Origin of the sequence: Kitasatospora sp. NPDC005856, from assembly GCF_040629945.1 — a bacterium.
Taxonomy (GTDB): Bacteria; Actinomycetota; Actinomycetes; order Streptomycetales; family Streptomycetaceae; genus Kitasatospora.
Window position 1 is genome coordinate 79,774 of record NZ_JBEXWT010000003.1, and the last position, 17,496, is coordinate 97,269.

A 17,496-nucleotide genomic window follows, 5' to 3' on the forward strand; every position below is an offset into this window, starting at 1 on the left:
GCGAGTTCATGGAGTGGGAGGTGGGGACAGTGAAGCTTGCCGAGGCGCTGGCGGAACGCGCGGAGGCGACGCGCCGGGTGGAACAGCTGCGGGACCGCGTCGTCAGCAGTTCGCGGTACCAGGAGGGGGAGGCGCCCGCCGAGGACGCGACCCAGCTGCTGGCCGAGGCCGGCGAGGTGCTGGACACCCTGGAGTCGCTGATCCGGCGGATCAACCGGACCAACGCGACGGTGGAGATGGGCCCGGACGGCACGCTCACCGACGCCCTCGCGCGCCGGGACGTCCTGCGGCTGCGCCACTCCGTGCTCACCGCGGCGGCGGACGCGGCGGCGGGCAAGGGCGAGCGGGCCTACGGGCGCCAGCTCCGGTCCGAGCTGGTGATGCTCTCCGCGCTTCCGGTCGCGGAACTGCGCGGCCGGGCGGACGCGCTCGCCCGGGACATCCGCGAGGTCGACATGCGGATCCAGCACGCGAACTGGGAGGTCGACCTGCTGGACTGAGCGGTCCGGCCGAGGACGGCGATGTGGAGCAGGTAGCGGCTCCGGAGGCGTGCACACACCGAGGACCGGCGGTTTTCCGGTCCACTCCTGGCGCGTGAAGAGCAACGCGGGGGTTCGACTCCCCATCAACGGCGCAGCTCAGCACCGTGCACAGGTAAAGGTGCACAGCACACAGCACATCACCACGTGCAGATCCGGGGCGGCGAGGGCGGGTTCGGGGCTTTCCACATCGCAGCACCACCCGGGGGACGGCGACCGCCGGCGGACGCGTCCGCGAGTCGGCGGTCGCCTCCTCCGGATGTGCGGTCGTCGGTTCGGTACACCGTCGCTCGACCGGTCGGCAACGCAGGACGTCGTCTTCGGTCCGATGTTCGCTCTCTCGGGTGCCGTGGCCTCCTTCACCGGTCCGTCGTCCGTGCCCGGACGAACCCGCCCCTGACGGCGCGTACCGTGCGGCCCCGACCTCGGGAAACCGGGTGTCGGAGGCGCGGTCTAGGCTCCCGGTCACCGACGAGCACGAGTTCTGGGGAAGACCGGATGGACGACGAAGACTTCGAGTACCTGCCCGCACTGACCACGGCCCTGACCGATCCGTCCGAGGAGACGCGGACCATCGACGGCTGGCGGATCGAGCGGGCCGGCCTGATCCACGGCACCGCCGGCCACGGCACGATCTACGACCCGCTGGGGCCCGAGGCTTCGGGCTTCCCGATGCGGCCCGGCGGCACGCCGGTCTACCTGGTCTTCAGCGAGGATGCGCCCCGGTCTCCGGTGGCCGCCCTGGTGCACCCCGGCGAGACCGTTCCGGTCCGGACCGAGGAGTGCGGCGACCGGCAGGCGACCCCCTCGGGCCTGGCCGTGCTGCACGCCGACCCCAGCAGCGCCTGGATCGCACCGTCCACCGGCATGCTCAAGCGCGCCTGGGCCACCCTGCACGCGCGCGCCGCCGGGGGCGACGAATGGAGGCTGGAGAACCTCCGCGAAATGCTCCAGCGGGCCTCGATCGACCCGGCCGACTGGCCGGTGGAACCGGTCGAGGGCGACTTCGCCAACGGCTGGCTGATGATCCCGGACGAGGCCGGCACCGGGACGGTGCTGGGCATACTGGCCGACCCGGACGGGTCCAACACGATCCTCTGCCTGGACGCCGAGGGCAACACGGTGGCGACCCTCCTCGTCCTCGAGTAGTCACCCAGGGGCGGGCCACGCCCGCGTCGACGCAGCCGACCGCCCGGGCCGGCTGCCGGACGGGCCCTCGGCGGCCCTCCCGGAGGTCCGCTTCGCCGAGTGGGCCACCGTTCCGAGGGGTTCGCCCGGCCCGGTCCCCGGCCCCCGCCCGCCGAGGGGCCGGGGACCGGAGGGCCGGGGCGACGGCCAGTGCGCCCGGCGGTTCAGGCGCGGCAGCGCAGCATCTCCAGGGGCGGATGGGCGAGGAGGTCCGCCCAGAAGTCCGCGCCGAACGCGCGGATCCCGGCCTCGGACACCTCCAGGGGCACCCACTCCAGCGCGGTGAACCCGGCCGCCCGCAGGCTCTGCTCAACGTGTGAAATCCGCGCAGGGGCCGCCCGACAGTGCCCGTTCACCTGGCCGCCCACTTGATCGCTTATTGATAACGGGTCTGGTCCGAACCGCGCGGCCGACGCTCCCTCGAGCCCGCGCGACAGTCGAAAGGAACTTCCATGGAACGCAGGATCCTGCTCGGCGCCACCGCCGGAGCACTGGTTCTCGGAGGTCTCGCCCAGGGGACCGCCGAGGCGGACCCGGGCGACGGCAACGGCGGGCTGGTGAGCACGTTCAACGTCATCAGTGACATCCAGGGCGACCTCGGCGACTTCGCCCAGGCGCTGAAGGACATCAGGGCCACCAACCCGCAGTCGTCGGGCCTGGCCGTCGCCGGGGACATCACGCCGCGCGGCTACGACTTCGAGTACGCCGACGTGCAGAAGGTGCTGGACCACGGGCCGAAGCCGCCCGAGGTGGCCTGGGCGATCGGCAACCACGAGTTCTACGTCCCGAAGTGGGCCGACCCGAACACGCTCGCCCAGAGCACCTGGCCCAACGGCACCACCGAGGATTCCCTGTTCCGCGGTTTCCACCGGTTCGCCAAGCGGTCCACGATCTACGCGGAGACCACCTTCGGCGGCATCCCGGTCCTGACCCTCGGCACCGAGCGCTACATGAAGTACCACGACAACGCCCTGTGGGACGAGGTCTGGATCAGCGACGCGCAGTTCCAGTGGCTGGAGGACCGCCTGCAGTACTGGGCGCGGCGGCGGAAGCCGGTCATGGTGATCACCCACCACCCGCTGCCCGACACCGTCTCCGGCACCCGGAGCAAGATCTACATGAGCGACTACCTCCAGCCCGATCGCCTCCTCGGCCTCCTCGGGCGCTACCGCGACGTCTTCCTCTTCAGCGGCCACACCCACTGGGACCTGACCCTCTCCGACTGGTACGTGCGCCGCATCGTGCCGGGCACCGCGAACCTCGACGGCTTCTCGGTGATCAACACCGGCGCCGTGCAGACCGGCTTCGCCGACAACGGGCAGGGCGGAGAGGTCACCGTCCCCGGGCACTTCAACCAGGGGCTCCAGGTGGATGTGTACCGCGACCGGGTCGTCATCAGGGCTCGTGACTTCGCGACCGGCGCCTGGATGAAGCGGATATCCGTGCCGCTGTCCACGCGGATCTGACCAGCGGGCCCCGAGGGGGCGGCCGGAGCACGCTGCTTCGGGCCGTCCCCTCCTGCGTCGAGCTCGGCCTGAAGCTCACCGCCGCGCCGCCCGACCCGGCCTGCTCGACAGCCGCGGTTTCTCCGTTACGGGCCGCCTGGGGCGGGTAGGCGCGACGGAACGAGGGGGCCGGGATCAGGACGGAAGGGGGTCCCCGTGTTGCTGCTGGGACTTCTGCTGATGGCGGCGTCCGGCGCGACCGGTCTCTCCGCCCGCGGAACGTGCCAGGACCGGCCCCGTCGAGATGCCCGTGCCGCCCGAGGAGCGGCGCGCCGAGGCGGGCGGCCAGGAGACGGCGACGCACCCGGGAGGCCGGATCCGGCACCCTTTCGGGCGCTGAGCACAGGCCGCCGACCTGCCGATCCGCCCGGTCACCGGCCCCTTCCGTCAACCCTCTGACCACCGACCACCGACCACCTGCCCACCGACCACCTGACCACCGACGATTCGTCCATCGACCACGGGAAGTCGCCATGGACCTCGCGTTCCTCACTCCTCTGCTCGACCGTTCCGGCCCCTGGGCCTCCGTCTATCTCGACACCTCCCGCGCGACCGAGGACGCCGTCCGGCGCCGGGCCCTGATCGACCGCGCCGCCGTCCAGCGACTGGCCGACGCCGGGGCCGACGACTCCGCCTGCGCGGCCGTCCGCGACCACCTGGCCGGGGTGCCCGCCACCGGCTCCCCGCCCGGGCGGGCGCTGTTCGCGACGGACGGCGAGGTGGCACTGGACGTGCCGCTCGCCGCCTCACCACCCGACGTCTCGGCCACCTGGGCCGCGCTCGCGCACACCGGCCCACTGCTCGGCCTGCTGGACGACGCGGTCCCCGCCTGCCTGGTCGCCGCCGTCGACCGCACCGGGGTGCACCTGGAACGCTACGAACTCGGGCGCGGCGAGCCGATGGGCACGGTCAAGAGCCCGCAGTGGCAGGGCCGGGGGCACCGCGCCCCGCCCACCGACCGTTACGAGTGGCACTACCGGCACCGGGTCGAGGACACCTGGGAGCGCACCGCCGGGATCGTCGCCGAGCACCTCACCCGGACCTGGCCACACAGCGGAGCCCACCTGCTCGTCCTCACCGGCGGAGCCCGCGAGCGCCGCGCCGTCCACGACCGGCTCCCGCAGCAACTTCTGGTGGCAACGGTCGAGTTGGCCGGCGGCGCCGGGGCCGGCGGTGCCGCCAGGGACGCCTTCGATCGGCGCCTCGCCGACGCCTGGGCGGAGCACCGCACCCGGCACCTGGCCGCACTGCTGGACGTCTTCCACACCGGCGTCGGCCGCCCCGGCGAACACCGCACCGACGCCACCGGCACCGAGACCGCGCCTGGCCAGGCCGCCCAGGGCATCCCCGCCGTGGTGAGCGCCGCCCGCCAGCACCAGCTGGCCGCGCTGCTGCTCCAGACCGGCGGCCACGACCCGGAGCGACCGGTGTGGACCGGCCCCGAACCCGAACACCTCGGCGTCCACCGGGCCGACCTTCGCGACATGGGCGTCCGCCACCCGCAGCAGGCCCCCGCCGCCGACGCCCTGCTGCGCGCCGCCACGGCCTGCGCGGCCGAGGCCCTGTCCGTGCCGGAGACCCTCGACGGCCCGCCCGGCGGCCTCGGCGCGGTACTGCGCTGGCCCGCCTGATCCGCGGCCCGCCCGACCCGCCGCCGTCCCCCGCCCGACGTCCCCCGCCCGACGCCCTCCGGCGGCTACCGCTCGAAGGGCCCGGGCAGCACCGGCTTCACGTCCAGTACCGGGGTGCCGTCGATCGCCTCCAGCCCCCCGACCCGCAGCCGCGGACCGTCCACCGCCAGGACGGTGACCCGGTGCAACCCGATCGGATTGGGCCGGTCGGGCGAGCGGGTCGAGAAGACGCCGGTCTCCGGGCGGGAGCGGTCCCCTCGTGGATGGACCGCCAGCACCTCGCGGTCCGCACGGTGCAGCCAGGTCAGCAGCATGACCTCCTGCCCAACCGCCAGGTCCCGCAACCCCCGTTCCACTGCGGCTTCGAACACCACCCAGGCCTCCGGCCCGCCCTCGTCCCCCTGTCTCGGGGCCCTCGCCCGTTCCACCAGTGGCGACTCCACCCACCCGATCGCCCGCGCCTGGAACTCCCGCTCCGTCACCGCACCTCCCACTGACCTGCCGTCATCACAGCCTTCCCCGTTCCCGACGGGCGGCCGTTGACGCTTGCTGTCCGAGACGGTGAGCCGGGGCGCCAAGGGCGGCGTTCGATCGCCGCAGGGAAGCATGGGCTGGTTTGTGACGTTCCATCACTTTGGACACCAGGATACGACTTGGCAACGGTATGTCCGCCCCTCTGGTCAGACTTGACGAGTCGTCGTCACTCTCGGTGGTAGCTCTCTCCCCGCACCGCTACCACCCCTGGAGTCAGAGTGAGCACCACCCCCCTCTCCCGCCGCCCCCTCGCCGCCGTGGCCGTGGCGGTCGCCGCCGCCCTCGCCCTCGCGATCCCGACCACCACGGCCTCCGCCTCCGCCGCCCCCGGTCCGCGGGACACCGCGATCGCCCAGGCCCGCGCCAACGTCGCCCACAACGCTGAGGAGTTCGGCTTCGGGCCGAGCCAGGACCTCGTGCCCAAGGACGTCGTCCTCGACGCCGACGGCGCCTCGCACGTGCGCTTCGACCGCACCTACCAGGGCCTGCCGGTGGTCGGCGGCGACCTGGTCGTCCACCAGGACGCCCGCGGCCGGTTCAGGGACTCCACCCGTGCGGCCGCCCACGACCCCTCCGTGAAGTCCACCGTCCCGGTGGTGCCCGCCCAGGTCAGCGCCGCCCACGCGCTCGCCGCCGTCCCCGGCATCCAGGACGCCGTCAGCACCCCCGAACTCGTGATCTGGGCCGCCGACGGCACGCCCCACCTCGCCTGGCGCACCACCGTCGAGGGCAGCGGCGACCACGGCCGGCCCGCCGGACGGGTCGTCGTCACCGACGCCATCACCGACGACCCGATCGGAGCGTACGACGCCGACTACCAGGCCTCGGGCGTCGGCAACTCCGAGTACACCGGCAAGATCACCATCGACACCACCCCGATCAGCGGCGGCTACACCCTCACCGACCCGGTGCGCGGCCACATCACCAAGGACGCCAACAACGTCGCCGCCGGCTCGGTCAACGCAGGCTCCGGCACTCCGTTCACCAGCACCACCAACGTCTGGGGCGACGGGAAGAAGTTCTCCACCAACCGCGCCACCGCCGCCGTCGACGCCCACGCCAACACCGCCTGGACGTGGGACTACTACAAGAACGTCCACGGCCGCAACGGCATCAGGAACGACGGCAAGGCCGCCACCGTCTTCGTCCACGTCGGCACCAAGTGGGACAACGCCTCGTGGACCGACACCTGCTTCTGCATGAAGACCGGCGACGGCAACGGCACCACCGACCCCGAGCAGGTCGACCTCGACACCATGGGCCACGAGATGACCCACGGCGTCACCAGCGCCACCGCCGGGCTGATCTACAGCGGCGAGTCCGGCGGCCTCAACGAGTCCACCAGCGACATCTTCGGCACCATGGTCGAGTGGTACGCCAACAACCCGATCGACACCCCCGACTACCTCTTCAGCGACCAGTCCACCCCGCCGTGGCTGCGCCGCTTCGACAAGCCCTCGCTGGACGGCGGCTCGGCGGACTGCTGGAGCAGCGGCGTCGGCAACCTCGACGTGCACTACTCCTCGGGCGTCGGCAACCACTGGTTCTACCTCGCCAGCGAGGGTAGCGGCAGCAAGACCATCAACGGCGTCACCTACAACAGCCCGACCTGTAACCAGTCCATCGTGACGGGCATCGGCAACCAGAAGGTCGCCAGGATCTGGTACCGCGCGCTGACCGTCTACATGACCTCCACCACCACCTACAAGGGCGCCCGCACCGCCTCGCTGAACGCCGCCCGCGACCTGTACGGCGCCGGCAGCACCGAGTACAACGCGGTCGCCGCGGCCTGGAGCGCCGTCAGCGTCAACTAGCCACTGCGGACCGGTACGTGACGGTGCTCACCGTGACGAGGCCTCGGCTCTCGGGCTGCGGCCTCGTCGTCCGTCGTGGCGCCGCAGCCGGGCGGGTCCGCGCGGATCACTCAGCGAGCCCGACGACCGTCACAGCGAGCACTGCTGCCGATCCGGCGGGGCCGGGGCTCCCCACGGACCGGGGGAGGCATCGGGCGCAGGACCTAGTTGTTCTGACCACGGAGGTTGGTACCGGGGCTCCCGGGTGGGTCGCTCTCATCGACGATCCGCAGCATCTCCGACGAGGGCCGGCGCTGCTCCGTCACGATCTGCGGGCAGCGGCGGCAGAGCGCCGGCCCCTCCTGGTGGAACCAGCGGCACCGCGCACGGATCGGGCACGGCGGAAGCCGGTCGACCACCTCGTCCAGCAGTACGGTGCCGCGGGCGGCGATCTGGCAGGCCGCGTTCCTGAAGTGGACGCAGCGCGATTCGTGGCAGTCGCCGGCGAAGCGGAAGACCTCGCCGGGTGAGGCGGGCCGGGCCAGCTCGATGATCTCAAGGGTGACGGGCACCGCGTGCGTGGTCGGGACGACCCGCGGTGCCCCGGGTGTGCCCGACACGACTCCGATGAGGACCGATCCAGCCGGTTCGGCCGGCGCGCTCGGGCAGAGCAGCCCCGCGCCCTCGTCCGCCTCGTCCTGTGGCATCGCGGAGGCTATCGCTGCGCCGTGAACGGCTGGACGTCCTTCACCGCGAACCCGCCGTCGACCTGCTCCAGCGTGACCTGGAACAGATCCGTGGGGAAGCGCCCGGCGATGATCGGCTCGGAGAAGTCGAACTCGTCCGGAACGCCGCGGGCGGCGAGCGCGATCGCGACACCCTGGGCCGCGGCGTTGGCGAGCATGTGCGGTTCGATGCGTTTGGCAGTCATCTGTCTTGCCGGTGTTGTGCCGTTGCCCTGGCTGATGGGCGTAGCAACCGTCGCACGGGACCGCCCGCGCCGCACGACCACTGCTCTGTTCGAGTACGGACGACTTGTCCTCGGGAGGCCGCGCAACCCCCGACGGACTTTCGGAGCCGACCGAAGGTCAGACGGGCGGCATCAGATCGCTCTCGCTGATGGTGTACGTCAACAGGGGGTAGGTGAAGTCCGTTTCCTTGTTCTCGCGGCGCCGCAGTCGGTAGAACTCCTGGCGCTGCTCTTCGTCGGCGGACAGCAGGCGTGTGTCCTGCGGGAGGTACGCATGCCCGTCGCGGAACCGGACGAAGGTCTTCGACGTTCGAAACGTCACGCCCAGCCATCGGTTGTCCGTCGCCCGGGCGGGCGCGTCCAGCACGATCTTGTGCCTGAGCCGCCGATTCACGTCGGTGGAGAACGCGACGACACTGTTGTGGGCGAGGGGGATCTCGAACTTCTCGCCGTCGGACGGTTTCGATTCGAAGATCAGTTTCCTCGGCGGGATCGCTTCGGGATGCCGGTAGCAGGAGAAGAGGGCGATGAACGACCCGTCGGCCAGATCGAGGGCCTGGTCGGAATGGCTGCCCATGGTCGTGTAGTCGTTCGTGTAGCTCTCGACGAGGGCGTTGTTGAAGCCGACCGGAATCGCCGCGCGTTCCTGAACTTGCCGCGCCAGCCGTTCGTGCACTGCCCGGAATCGCTGCGCCGGGCTTCCGTACCGCGTGGTCGTGCGCACCAGGGGCACACTGCCCGCCTCGTCGGTCCTGGTCAGCACGGCGCCCCGCCGGCCTCTTCCCACGTCTTCCCAACGTGTCGACGCGGACAGCTCCGCGAAGAGGTCCTCCTCGGCAGGCAGGGCGCACGAGAGGATCCCGGCCGGAATCCTAGGCTCGAGGGGCAACGTAGTCTCCGGTGTTCATGCTGAAGAGGAGTTCGTCGCCGTAGTCGATGACGGACGAGGTCCTGTTCTCCTCGGCGTACAGCCTGCGCAGCTCGTCCATGCCGGCCGGCGTGGGCGGTTCCAGCTCCGCCAGGCCTCCGGCCACTTCGAGGAAGGTGCGACCGTTCTTGTGAACGGCTTCGGCGCTCGAACAGCGCACCACGTATCCCAGGCGGGTCGGGAGCAGTTCGGCGTCCAACGCCGAGGGCCGGATCTCGTGCGTGTAGAGGCGGTTGGTGGACAGCGGCATGAGGAACACGGAGCCGGGGTAGAGCGTCACGGTGAACTGCGGGGGGAACTCGGCCCCGTCGCGTGTCCCGGTCGGCTCCTTGAGGCGGAACTGGAGTCTGGTCAGCCCGCTGACACCCTTCAGCCCGTGGTCGAAGGCGTCTTCGGTCAGGGGCTGCAACCCGTCGAGTCGGTCGTAGAAGGTGCAGAAGGCCATGATGCCGTTGGCGGGCATGTCCTTGGTCTTGTCGGCGTGGGCCGAGATCCTGGCCTTGGACTGCTTGCGCTCGGCCGTCGCCCGGTTGTTGTGGTAGATCTGGGCGAGGACGTGGTTCAGCGGTGCGTGGTTCCGGAAGACGGTGGCGGCCTCACGGTTCAGTGCCTCGACGATCTGCGTGTCGGTCGGGCGAAAGCCCTCGGTCGGCCCCGAGAGGTTCGTGGAGCACCGGAGCAGGCGGAAGTGCAGTTCGTCATCGTTCCGGGTGACGGGCGTCAGGTAGATCCCGCTGCGATGGGCCGATCCGGGCTTGGTGGACTCCGTCAGGGACTGGAACACGTGCTCCGCACGGATGCGTTCGAAGTGATCGGTGCCGAGTCCGAAGAAGCGGCGGTAGTACACGCCGACGCCGTGGACCCGGACGGGAACCCGGCCGAGGTCGACCACGGTCCAGGACTCGTCGAGGTCCTCGTCGTCACCGTGCGACAGTTCCCGGATGACGAACACCCGGGCGGCCGTGCGCAGTCTGCGGCCGCTGAGCCCGGATATGTCGCCGCACAGGTAGACGGTCTTCCGCGCGAGGTCGGGCGTACCGGAGGCAAGGGCGTCCGGTGTGATCGTGGACCCGAAGAAGTCCCTGACCACATCGTTGTCGTTCAGCGTCGCCGGTGCGACCAGGACGTTGTCCGCACCGTCGATGCGGGCTTCTGTCGGCTCTGTCGTGTCCATCAAGCGGTACCTGTCATCTGCGGAATCTTCAGGGACTTCTCGAAGCCGTCGGCCTCCCGCGCCGCCCGGACGCGCGGGCTCCAGGCGGCTCAGACCGTGGCCACCGGTGGCAGGCGGTCGAGGATGCGCTCCATGCCGCTGGTCCAGTTGGCCTCCAGCGCGGTGACGGCCTGTTCGACGTCGCCGTCCAGCAGGCACTGGGCGATCCGCTCGTGCTCCTCGGCGGCGCGTTCCAGGATCTCGTGGTCGCCGACCACCACCCGCTCGTAGCGGTGCAGGGTGAGTTTCAGCGATTCGATCATCTCGCGCAGCCGGGCGTTGGAGCAGCCGGAGAGCAGCAGGGCGTGCCAGGCGTCGTCGTGGCGTTCTATCGTGCCGTGCGGGGCCTGGGGGGCGGAGAAGGCGCGGGCCTCGGCGAGCAGCCTGGGGGCGATCTCCGCCAGGTGGGCCGGGTCGGAGGTGCGCAGGGCCAGCGACTCCAGGGCGATCACGATCGCGGTGAGGTCGAGGAACTCCTGTTTCCCGGTGGGAGCGAAGCGGAAGCCCTTGCCGCGCTCGCTGGTGATGATGCCCTCGCGTTCCAGGCTGATCAGGGCCTCGCGCAGGGGGGTTCGGCTGACGCCCAGTTCCTCGGCGAGCTGGACCTCGTTGATCGACTCGCCGGGGGTGAACCGGCCGCGGCCGAGCTGCTCCAGGAGTTCGTCCTTCACCTGCTCGCGCAGCGGCCGCCGCTCGATCGCCATCGGGCTTCCCTTCTTCCTCGGTCCGTAGCGTACCGGCCGGGCGATGCGTGCCATCGCCCGGCCGCCGTACGGGATTGCGATGCCGTACGGTGTGCGGGCGTCAGGCGGTGCCGGCGCCGTCCACGGCGATGACGGCCCCGCTGACGAAGGCGGCGGCGTCGCTGGCCAGGAAGGCGACGGTCTGGGCGATGTCCCGGGGTTGGCCGATCCGGCCGAGCGGGCGGTCGGCGGCGTCGGTGTAGAAGGCGTCCGGGCTCTCGCCGAGTTGGCGGGCCTCCTCGGCGAGCATGCCGGTGTCGGTGTCGCCCGGGCAGACGCAGTTGACCCGGATGTTGTCCGGCCCGTGGTCGATGGCCATCGCCCGGGTCATGTTGACCACGGCGCCCTTGGAGGCGCAGTAGGAGACGGCCCGGCCGCCGCCCTTGATGCCCCAGCCGGAGCCGGTGTTGACGATGCTGCCGCCGCCGTTCGCGGCCATCAGCGGCACCACGAGCCCGCTGAGCAGCATGATCGAGCGGACGTTGACGGCCATCACCAGGTCCCAGTCCTCGTCGCTGATCTCGGTGACGGTGGAGCGGCGGATGATGCCGGCGTTGTTGAACAGCACGTCCACACCGCCGTGTTGCTCGACGGCGGTGCGTACGGCGCGCTCGCAGTCGGCGCGCCGGGAGACGTCGCAGTGGACGAAGGTGCCGCCGATCTCCTTGGCGGCCCGTTCGCCGCGCTCGGCGTCGAGGTCGGCGAGGACGACGGCCGCGCCGAGTTCGGCGAGCAGGGCGGCGGTGGCCCGGCCGATGCCGGAGGCGGCGCCGGTGACGATCGCGCGCTTGCCGTGCAGGTCGATCATGGGTGCTCCTCTGCGAGGGGTGGAGGGTCAGGCGGAGAGGCGGTACACGGCGCCGGAGCGGCGGCCGGTGATCACCCGGACGTGGCCGGTGAGGGCGTCGTCCAGGTCGGGGTCGCCGGTGTCCAGGAGCAGGGGCCGCCCCGCCAGGGCGGCGAGCTTCGCCTCGGTGGCGAGCACCAGCAGCCTGTCCCGGCCCGTGGCGCGTAGCAGTTCGGGGGTGAGCTGTTGGTTGCCGCGGCCGAGCAGGAAGCCCTGGCCGCCGATGGGGGAGAGGGCGATGTGGGGGGTGGCGGGCAGGGCGCGCAGCTGGTCCGCCCGGGCGTCGCGGATCAGGATCCGAGCGGCGGTGGCGGTGGCGGCGGCGGTGGCGTTGGCGTTGGCGGGTCCGAGCCTCAGCAGGTCGACGCCGGTCAGGCTGGCGCCGGGCGCACCGAGCGCGGCGGCCACCGCATAGGTGGTGGAGCCGGGCCCGAGGAGCAGCAGCCCGCCGGGGCCGACCCGTTCGGCGACCTCGGCGGCGATGCCGGCCGGCGCCCCCGGATCGGGCCCGGAGCTGCCGGTCTTGCGCTGTTGCACCCGGGCGGGCAGCACCGGCACGGTGAGCCGGCCGTACAGCCGGGCGGAGACCCGGCCGGCCCGCAGGGCGGCCTCGTCCCGGTCCACCACCTCGGCGTCCTCCAGGCGCACGCCCCGGCCGGCCGCCCAGGCCGCCGCGACCTCGGCGGCGGCCCGGGGGTGGACCGCGAACACGGCGGAGTGCATCTTGACCCCGGCCGGGATGCCGAGCACGGGCAGCCGTGGATCGGGCCCGAGGGCGTCCAGCACGTCGCGGGCCGTGCCGTCGCCGCCGCAGAACAGCAGCAGTCCGACGCCGGCGGCCGCCAGGGCGCGCACCGCCGCCCGGGTGTCGGCGGCGGTGGTGGCCGCCCCGGAGGGCCGGTGGACGATCCGCGCGGGCCGTCCGGCCGCCTGCGCCGAGGAGGCGCCCATCGGGCCGTCGACGGTGACCAGCTCCACGTCGGAGGGGAGTCGGCGGAGCGTCAGTGCCGCGCGGGCGACGGCCTGCGGGTGGGCCCCGAGTGCCAGGGCCCGTCGCTGGACCTCGGCGCCGTCGCTGCCCTTGAGGCCGACCCGGCCGCCGAGGCCGGCGACCGGGTTGACCACGAGCCCGATCCGGGCGCTCGGGGCGGAGGTCACGGCTGCTCGCCGAGGACCTTGCGGCGGTAGGCGCGCCAGCTGACGGCCCAGACCGCCGGATCGTCCAGCGGCTCGTGCCGGATGCGGTGCACGGTGGAGCGGTGCGGCGCGGTGCGGACGGTCTCCGGGTCCTCGTACGCCTCGCGGGCGACCTCGGCGAGGATCGCCGCGTACTCGTCCAGGTCGGCCCGGGAGTAGGACTCGGTGGGTTCCAGCGTCATCGGCTCGGGGACGACGTACGGGTGGTGGCTGGTCCAGTAGTGGGTGCCGAAGTCGGCGGCGCGGTAGCCGAGGTCCTCGCTGTGCAGGCCGGTGTCCTCGTTGAGCTGCTGCCAGCTGTAGCGGACCTGTTCGACCCGGGGCCGCCCCTCGGCGTACGGGACGGAGACGCCGGGGATCCGCCGCACCCGGTGCAGCAGGTAGTTGTTGTTGAGTACGGCGGTCTCGGCGGCCTCGCGCAGCCCCTCGGCGCCCAGGGCCATGATCCAGGCGTAGGCGCGCACCAGGTTCGGCACGACACCCAGATAGGGGCGGATCTTGCCGATCGAGTCCGGCCGGTCGTCGTCCAGGACGTAGCGTTCTCCGTCGAACTCGACGGTGGGACGGGGCAGGTAAGGAGCCAGCTCGGCGGTGACGCCGCAGGCGCCGGCCGCCGGGCCGCCGCAGGCGTGTGGCGTGGAGAAGGTCTTGTGCAGGTTGAAGTGGCACAGGTCGAAGCCGGCCTCGCGGGCGCGGGTGATGCCGAGGATGCCGTTGGCGTTGGCCTGGTCGTAGGCACACAGGCCACCGGCCTCGTGGACGATCCGGACGAACTCGGCGATCCGGGGGTTGTAGATGCCGGTGTCCTCGGGGTTGGTGATGAGCAGCGCGGCGGTGCGCGGGCCGACGGCGGCGCGCAGCGCCTCGATGTCGGGGTATCCGTCGGCGTCCGGGTGCAGGGTGATCACCCGGAAGCCGGCGGTCTTGGCGCAGGCGGCGTTGGAGGGGTGGGAGAACGCGGTGGTGATGATCTCGTCGCGCTGCTCCAGCTCGCCGCGCGCGGCGTGGTGGGCGCGGATCACCGAGACGTTGGTCCAGATCGCCGCCGAGCCCGCGCCGGGCTGGAGGCTGACCCGGTCCATGCCGGAGATCTCCTTGAGCAACTGCTCCAGCCGGTGGACGAGTTCGAGCACGCCCTGGACGGTGGAGGCGTCCTGTGCGGGGTGCAGGGCGGCGATCCGGGGGTCGCGGACGAAGGTGTCGTTGACCTTGGGGCTGTACTTCATGGTGCAGGTGCCCTGGCCGACGTCCACGTTGAGGTCGGCGCCGAGGTTCTCCTGGGAGAGCCGCAGGTAGTGCCGGAGCACCTGCTGCTGGCCGAGTTCGGGCAGGGCGGGCGGCGAACTGCGGCGCAGCGCGGCGGGCAGCAGTTCGGCCGGATCGCCGACGGCGGCGGTGACGGTGGGCTCGGGCAGCGGGGGCAGGACGCCGCGCTCGCCGGGGGTGCCCAGCTCGAAGATCAGTTTCTCGTCCCAGCGGGCCTGGTGGAAGCGGCGCAGGGCGGGCTTGGGGGCGATTCGCGGGTCCACGGAGCCGCTGGTCTGGTGGTCGGTCACTTGACGGTCTCCTCAAGCGCGTCGGCGAGGCGGTCGATGTCGGCCCGGGTGTGCAGCTCGGTCACGCAGTAGCGGCCCTCGTCGGCCCCGGCCGGGGTGCCGCCGTGCAGGCCGCGGGCGAGCAGCGCCTCGGCGATCTCGGCGGCGGTGCGCTCGCCGGTGTAGCGGACGGTGAAGTCGGCGAAGTGCACGGCCTGCGGGTCCGGCAGTTCCACGCCGGGGACGCTGGCGAGGCGCTGCCGGGCGTAGGCGGTGTTGGCGAGGATGGTCGCGCCGATCTCGCGCATGCCGTGCGGGCCCATCAGGGCGAGGTAGACCCCGGCGGCGATGCCGTGCAGGGCGGCGGCGGTGCCGACCCACTCCTTGCCCTCCTCGCGCAGCGCGAAGGAGGTGCGCTCGTACGCGACGTCGCCGAAGCCGTACTCGCCGGGGACGTCGGTGGGGGCGAGGCCGAACAGGCGGCTCGGGTACTCGGCGACCAGGCGTTCGTCGTCGGGGCTGCCGATGAAGCCGGCGTTGCCGCCGCCGTAGCCGGGGTGGATGCCGAGCGGCTGGAGGTCGCCGCAGGTGAGGTCGGCGCCGAGTTCGGCGGGCGGGGTGAGCACGCCGAGGCTGAGCGGGTTGACGTGGACGACGGCCAGCGCTTCGGCCTGGTGGGCGAGTTCGATGTACTGCGGCAGATCCTGGTCCACCCGGCCGTCGTGGTCGGTGAGTTGGGCGTAGACGGCGGCCGTGTCGCCCTCGGCCAGCGCCGCCCGGACGGCGGCGGGGTCGGCGGGGACGGGCACCAGCTCGTGGACGCCCCGGACGTAGTCGCGGATCCGGGAGAGCCGGTCCGGGTCGATCGCGCCGACCAGCACCAGCCGGCGCCGCCCGGTGGCCCGTCCGGCCATCCGCAGCGCGGTCGCGGCGGCCTGGAAGCCGTCGTACGTCGGCACGTTGACGACCTCGACGGACAGCAGCTCGGCCATCAGCGACTGGTACTCCCACAGGGCCTGGAAGCGACCGTGGTCCTCGTACGGCTCGCCCGCGTACGCCGTGAGGAACTCGCTGCGGTTGATGATCTCGTCCACCACGGCGGGCACGTGGTGGCGGTAGCAGCCGGCGCCGAGGAAGCTGCGGCCCGGCGGGACGGCGGTGTTGCGGGAGAGCAGCTCCTCCATGTGGGCGACCAGCCGCGCCTCGGAGCCGAGCGGTTCGGGCAGTCGCAGCGGGCGGTCCAGCCGCAGGGCCGCGGGGATGTCGGCGTAGAACTCCTCGACGTCCTGGGCGCCGATCGCCGCGAGCATCGCTTTTCGCACCTGCGGGGCGGAGTTGGGGATGTACGGGTGGGTTCGGGGGACGCGTGTGCTCATGCCGGCACCTTCCGCGATTTCCGTCACAAGCCTTGACGGGGTTGTGAATGCTGAGTTCTGTATACAGCATTCGGCATTCACCAGTCGGGAGGCAAGATGTCCGCACCAACCCGGCACGAAAAACATCCCCAACTCTCCTACGGCCAGGGCGGATTGGCGTCAGGCCCGTCCCGTCGCCGGATCCTCTCCGCCGGACTCGCGGGCGGCGCACTGCTGTTGACCGGCGCCACCGGCTGCGCGACCGGCGGAACCGGCGGCACCAGCGCCAAGCAGCTGACCGGCAGCCCGGGCGCCACCCTCTCCGGCAAGGTGACCATCTGGTCCTGGGACGTCGCCGCCAAGGCCGTGCAGCGGCTCGGCAAGGTCTTCGAACAGGCCCACCCCGGAACGACCGTCGAGGTGGTGGACATCGGGTACGACAACGCCTACGACAAGATCACCGTCGGCCTCGGCGCCGGCAGCGGACTACCCGACATCCTCACCGTCGAGGGCCACAAACTCCCCACCTACATCGGCAACTTCCCCAACGCCCTGGTCGACCTCACCAGCCGCGCCGCCAGCCTCAAGTCCCAGTACCCACAGGCCTCCTGGCGCACCGTGACGGACGCCAAGGGCCGGGTCCTCGGTCTGCCCTGGGACAGCGGGCCGTGCGCCCTGTTCTACCGGCGCGACCTGTTCCAGCAGGCCGGCATCGACCCTGCGGGCCTCGCCACCTGGGACGACTACGTCACCGCCGGCACCGCTCTCAAGGCCGCCACCGGCCGGAAGCTGCTCATCCTGGACGCCAAACAGGACAGCATGTTCGCCATGCTGCTCCAACAGCAGGGCCAGCGCTGGTTCGTCGACGGCAAGGTGGCCGTCGCCACCCCCACCGCCGAACGCGCCCTCACCCTGCTGAAACGGCTCGTCGACCACGACCTGGTGGACTTCGAGAACGGCTGGGACGGACTCGTCTCCGCCACCCACGACGGCAAGGCCGCCACCACCCCCACCGCCGCCTGGTGGGACGGCACCCTCACCGCCGAAATGGCCGACCTCAGCGGCAAGTTCGGCGTCGTCCCGCTGCCCGCCTTCACTCCCGGCGGCACCCGGACCTCCAACACCGGCGGCTCCACCCTGTGCGTCACCGCGCAGAGCGGCAACCCGGAGACGGCCTGGGCGTTCCTGTCCTTCCTGCTCGCCGACAAGGCCAACCAGGCCTCGATGATGGAACACGAAGGCCTCTTCCCCGCCTACCTGCCCGCCCTGGACGACCCGTACTTCCAGCAGCCCGCGCCCTACTACGGCGGCCAGCCCGCCATGCAGCTGTTCGCCGGGCTCACCCGCGCCATCCCCGCCGTCGAACTCACCGCCGACGACTCCAAGGCCGCCGACATCGTCACCATCGCCGTCAACGAGGTGCTGCACAACGGCGCCGACCCGGGCACCGTGCTGCGCTCCGCCGCCCGCCAGATCGCCACCGCGACCGGCCGCCAAACGGTCGCGTAGGGGCGGGCC

General features: G+C 72.0%; 16 protein-coding genes. 6 read left to right on the forward strand and 10 right to left on the reverse strand.

The features are described 5' to 3' along the window. Positions 1-29: 29 nt before the first annotated feature. The 4 genes from ABZ449_RS03900 (at position 30) to ABZ449_RS03915 (ending at position 4,863) form a co-directional block, all read left to right on the forward strand. Positions 30-500 carry a DIP1984 family protein gene (locus ABZ449_RS03900; protein ID WP_360340015.1) on the forward strand — a complete coding sequence of 157 codons (471 nt, stop codon included), beginning with the start codon at positions 30-32 and terminating at the stop codon, positions 498-500. Between the two features lie 537 nt (positions 501-1,037). After that, positions 1,038-1,688 carry a hypothetical protein gene (locus ABZ449_RS03905; protein WP_360339674.1) on the forward strand — a complete coding sequence of 217 codons (651 nt, stop codon included), beginning with the start codon at positions 1,038-1,040 and terminating at the stop codon, positions 1,686-1,688. Between the two features lie 491 nt (positions 1,689-2,179). Then, positions 2,180-3,193, forward strand: a complete 1,014-nt coding sequence (locus tag ABZ449_RS03910) for a DUF4073 domain-containing protein (RefSeq protein ID WP_360339676.1) — start codon at positions 2,180-2,182, stop codon at positions 3,191-3,193. A gap of 512 nt (positions 3,194-3,705) precedes the next feature. Beyond that, on the forward strand, positions 3,706-4,863 hold the full coding sequence (locus ABZ449_RS03915) for a hypothetical protein (protein WP_360339679.1): 1,158 nt from the start codon (positions 3,706-3,708) through the stop codon (positions 4,861-4,863). 65 nt (positions 4,864-4,928) lie between these two features. Here the strand turns inward: ABZ449_RS03915 and tsaA are convergent, their stop codons facing one another. Continuing rightward, entirely contained in the window at positions 4,929-5,345 is a 417-nt protein-coding gene (gene tsaA, locus ABZ449_RS03920; RefSeq protein WP_360339682.1) for a tRNA (N6-threonylcarbamoyladenosine(37)-N6)-methyltransferase TrmO, read from the reverse strand. A 270-nt stretch (positions 5,346-5,615) separates the two neighbouring features. On the opposite strand from tsaA, the gene ABZ449_RS03925 reads away from it, so the two are divergent. Further along, positions 5,616-7,211: a M4 family metallopeptidase gene (locus tag ABZ449_RS03925; RefSeq protein WP_360339685.1), complete on the forward strand. Its 1,596-nt coding sequence runs from the start codon at positions 5,616-5,618 to the stop codon at positions 7,209-7,211. Positions 7,212-7,414: 203 nt separating this feature from the next. Here ABZ449_RS03925 and ABZ449_RS03930 read toward each other — a convergent pair whose 3' ends face one another. The 9 genes from ABZ449_RS03930 to gcvPA form a co-directional block, all read right to left on the reverse strand. Further along, on the reverse strand, positions 7,415-7,897 hold the full coding sequence (locus tag ABZ449_RS03930) for a hypothetical protein (protein ID WP_360339688.1): 483 nt from the start codon (positions 7,895-7,897) through the stop codon (positions 7,415-7,417). Between the two features lie 8 nt (positions 7,898-7,905). Beyond that, a complete protein-coding gene (locus ABZ449_RS03935; RefSeq protein WP_360339691.1) occupies positions 7,906-8,121 on the reverse strand; it encodes a hypothetical protein in 216 nt (71 codons plus the stop codon). Between the two features lie 157 nt (positions 8,122-8,278). Continuing rightward, entirely contained in the window at positions 8,279-9,049 is a 771-nt protein-coding gene (locus ABZ449_RS03940) for a hypothetical protein (RefSeq protein WP_360339694.1), read from the reverse strand. Further along, a complete protein-coding gene (locus ABZ449_RS03945) occupies positions 9,033-10,262 on the reverse strand; it encodes a hypothetical protein (protein ID WP_360339697.1) in 1,230 nt (409 codons plus the stop codon). The genes ABZ449_RS03940 and ABZ449_RS03945 overlap by 17 nt, the downstream gene beginning before the upstream one ends. Before the next feature lie 89 nt (positions 10,263-10,351). After that, a complete protein-coding gene (locus ABZ449_RS03950; protein ID WP_360339700.1) occupies positions 10,352-11,005 on the reverse strand; it encodes a GntR family transcriptional regulator in 654 nt (217 codons plus the stop codon). A 100-nt stretch (positions 11,006-11,105) separates the two neighbouring features. After that, positions 11,106-11,852: an SDR family oxidoreductase gene (locus ABZ449_RS03955; RefSeq protein WP_360339703.1), complete on the reverse strand. Its 747-nt coding sequence runs from the start codon at positions 11,850-11,852 to the stop codon at positions 11,106-11,108. Positions 11,853-11,879: 27 nt separating this feature from the next. After that, entirely contained in the window at positions 11,880-13,049 is a 1,170-nt protein-coding gene (locus ABZ449_RS03960; protein WP_360339706.1) for an NAD(+)/NADH kinase, read from the reverse strand. After that, positions 13,046-14,644: an aminomethyl-transferring glycine dehydrogenase subunit GcvPB gene (gcvPB, locus tag ABZ449_RS03965; RefSeq protein ID WP_360339709.1), complete on the reverse strand. Its 1,599-nt coding sequence runs from the start codon at positions 14,642-14,644 to the stop codon at positions 13,046-13,048. The genes ABZ449_RS03960 and gcvPB overlap by 4 nt, the downstream gene beginning before the upstream one ends. Then, positions 14,641-15,999 (reverse strand): aminomethyl-transferring glycine dehydrogenase subunit GcvPA, encoded by a 1,359-nt coding sequence (gene gcvPA / locus ABZ449_RS03970; RefSeq protein WP_360339712.1) that lies wholly within the window; start codon positions 15,997-15,999, stop codon positions 14,641-14,643. Before gcvPA ends, gcvPB begins: the two co-directional genes overlap by 4 nt. 96 nt (positions 16,000-16,095) lie before the next feature. On the opposite strand from gcvPA, the gene ABZ449_RS03975 reads away from it, so the two are divergent. Next, a complete protein-coding gene (locus tag ABZ449_RS03975) occupies positions 16,096-17,487 on the forward strand; it encodes a sugar ABC transporter substrate-binding protein (RefSeq protein ID WP_360339715.1) in 1,392 nt (463 codons plus the stop codon). Positions 17,488-17,496 lie beyond the last annotated feature (9 nt).

Coding starts and splice junctions, on each gene's coding strand:
- ABZ449_RS03905 (WP_360339674.1), top strand. CDS start 1,038: ATGGACGACGAAGACTTCGAGTACCTGCCCGCACTGACCACGGCCCTG.
- ABZ449_RS03910 (WP_360339676.1), top strand. CDS start 2,180: ATGGAACGCAGGATCCTGCTCGGCGCCACCGCCGGAGCACTGGTTCTC.
- ABZ449_RS03915 (WP_360339679.1), top strand. CDS start 3,706: ATGGACCTCGCGTTCCTCACTCCTCTGCTCGACCGTTCCGGCCCCTGG.
- ABZ449_RS03930 (WP_360339688.1), bottom strand. CDS start 7,897: ATGCCACAGGACGAGGCGGACGAGGGCGCGGGGCTGCTCTGCCCGAGC.
- ABZ449_RS03935 (WP_360339691.1), bottom strand. CDS start 8,121: ATGACTGCCAAACGCATCGAACCGCACATGCTCGCCAACGCCGCGGCC.
- ABZ449_RS03945 (WP_360339697.1), bottom strand. CDS start 10,262: ATGGACACGACAGAGCCGACAGAAGCCCGCATCGACGGTGCGGACAAC.
- ABZ449_RS03950 (WP_360339700.1), bottom strand. CDS start 11,005: ATGGCGATCGAGCGGCGGCCGCTGCGCGAGCAGGTGAAGGACGAACTC.
- ABZ449_RS03955 (WP_360339703.1), bottom strand. CDS start 11,852: ATGATCGACCTGCACGGCAAGCGCGCGATCGTCACCGGCGCCGCCTCC.
- gcvPA (WP_360339712.1), bottom strand. CDS start 15,999: ATGAGCACACGCGTCCCCCGAACCCACCCGTACATCCCCAACTCCGCC.
- ABZ449_RS03975 (WP_360339715.1), top strand. CDS start 16,096: ATGTCCGCACCAACCCGGCACGAAAAACATCCCCAACTCTCCTACGGC.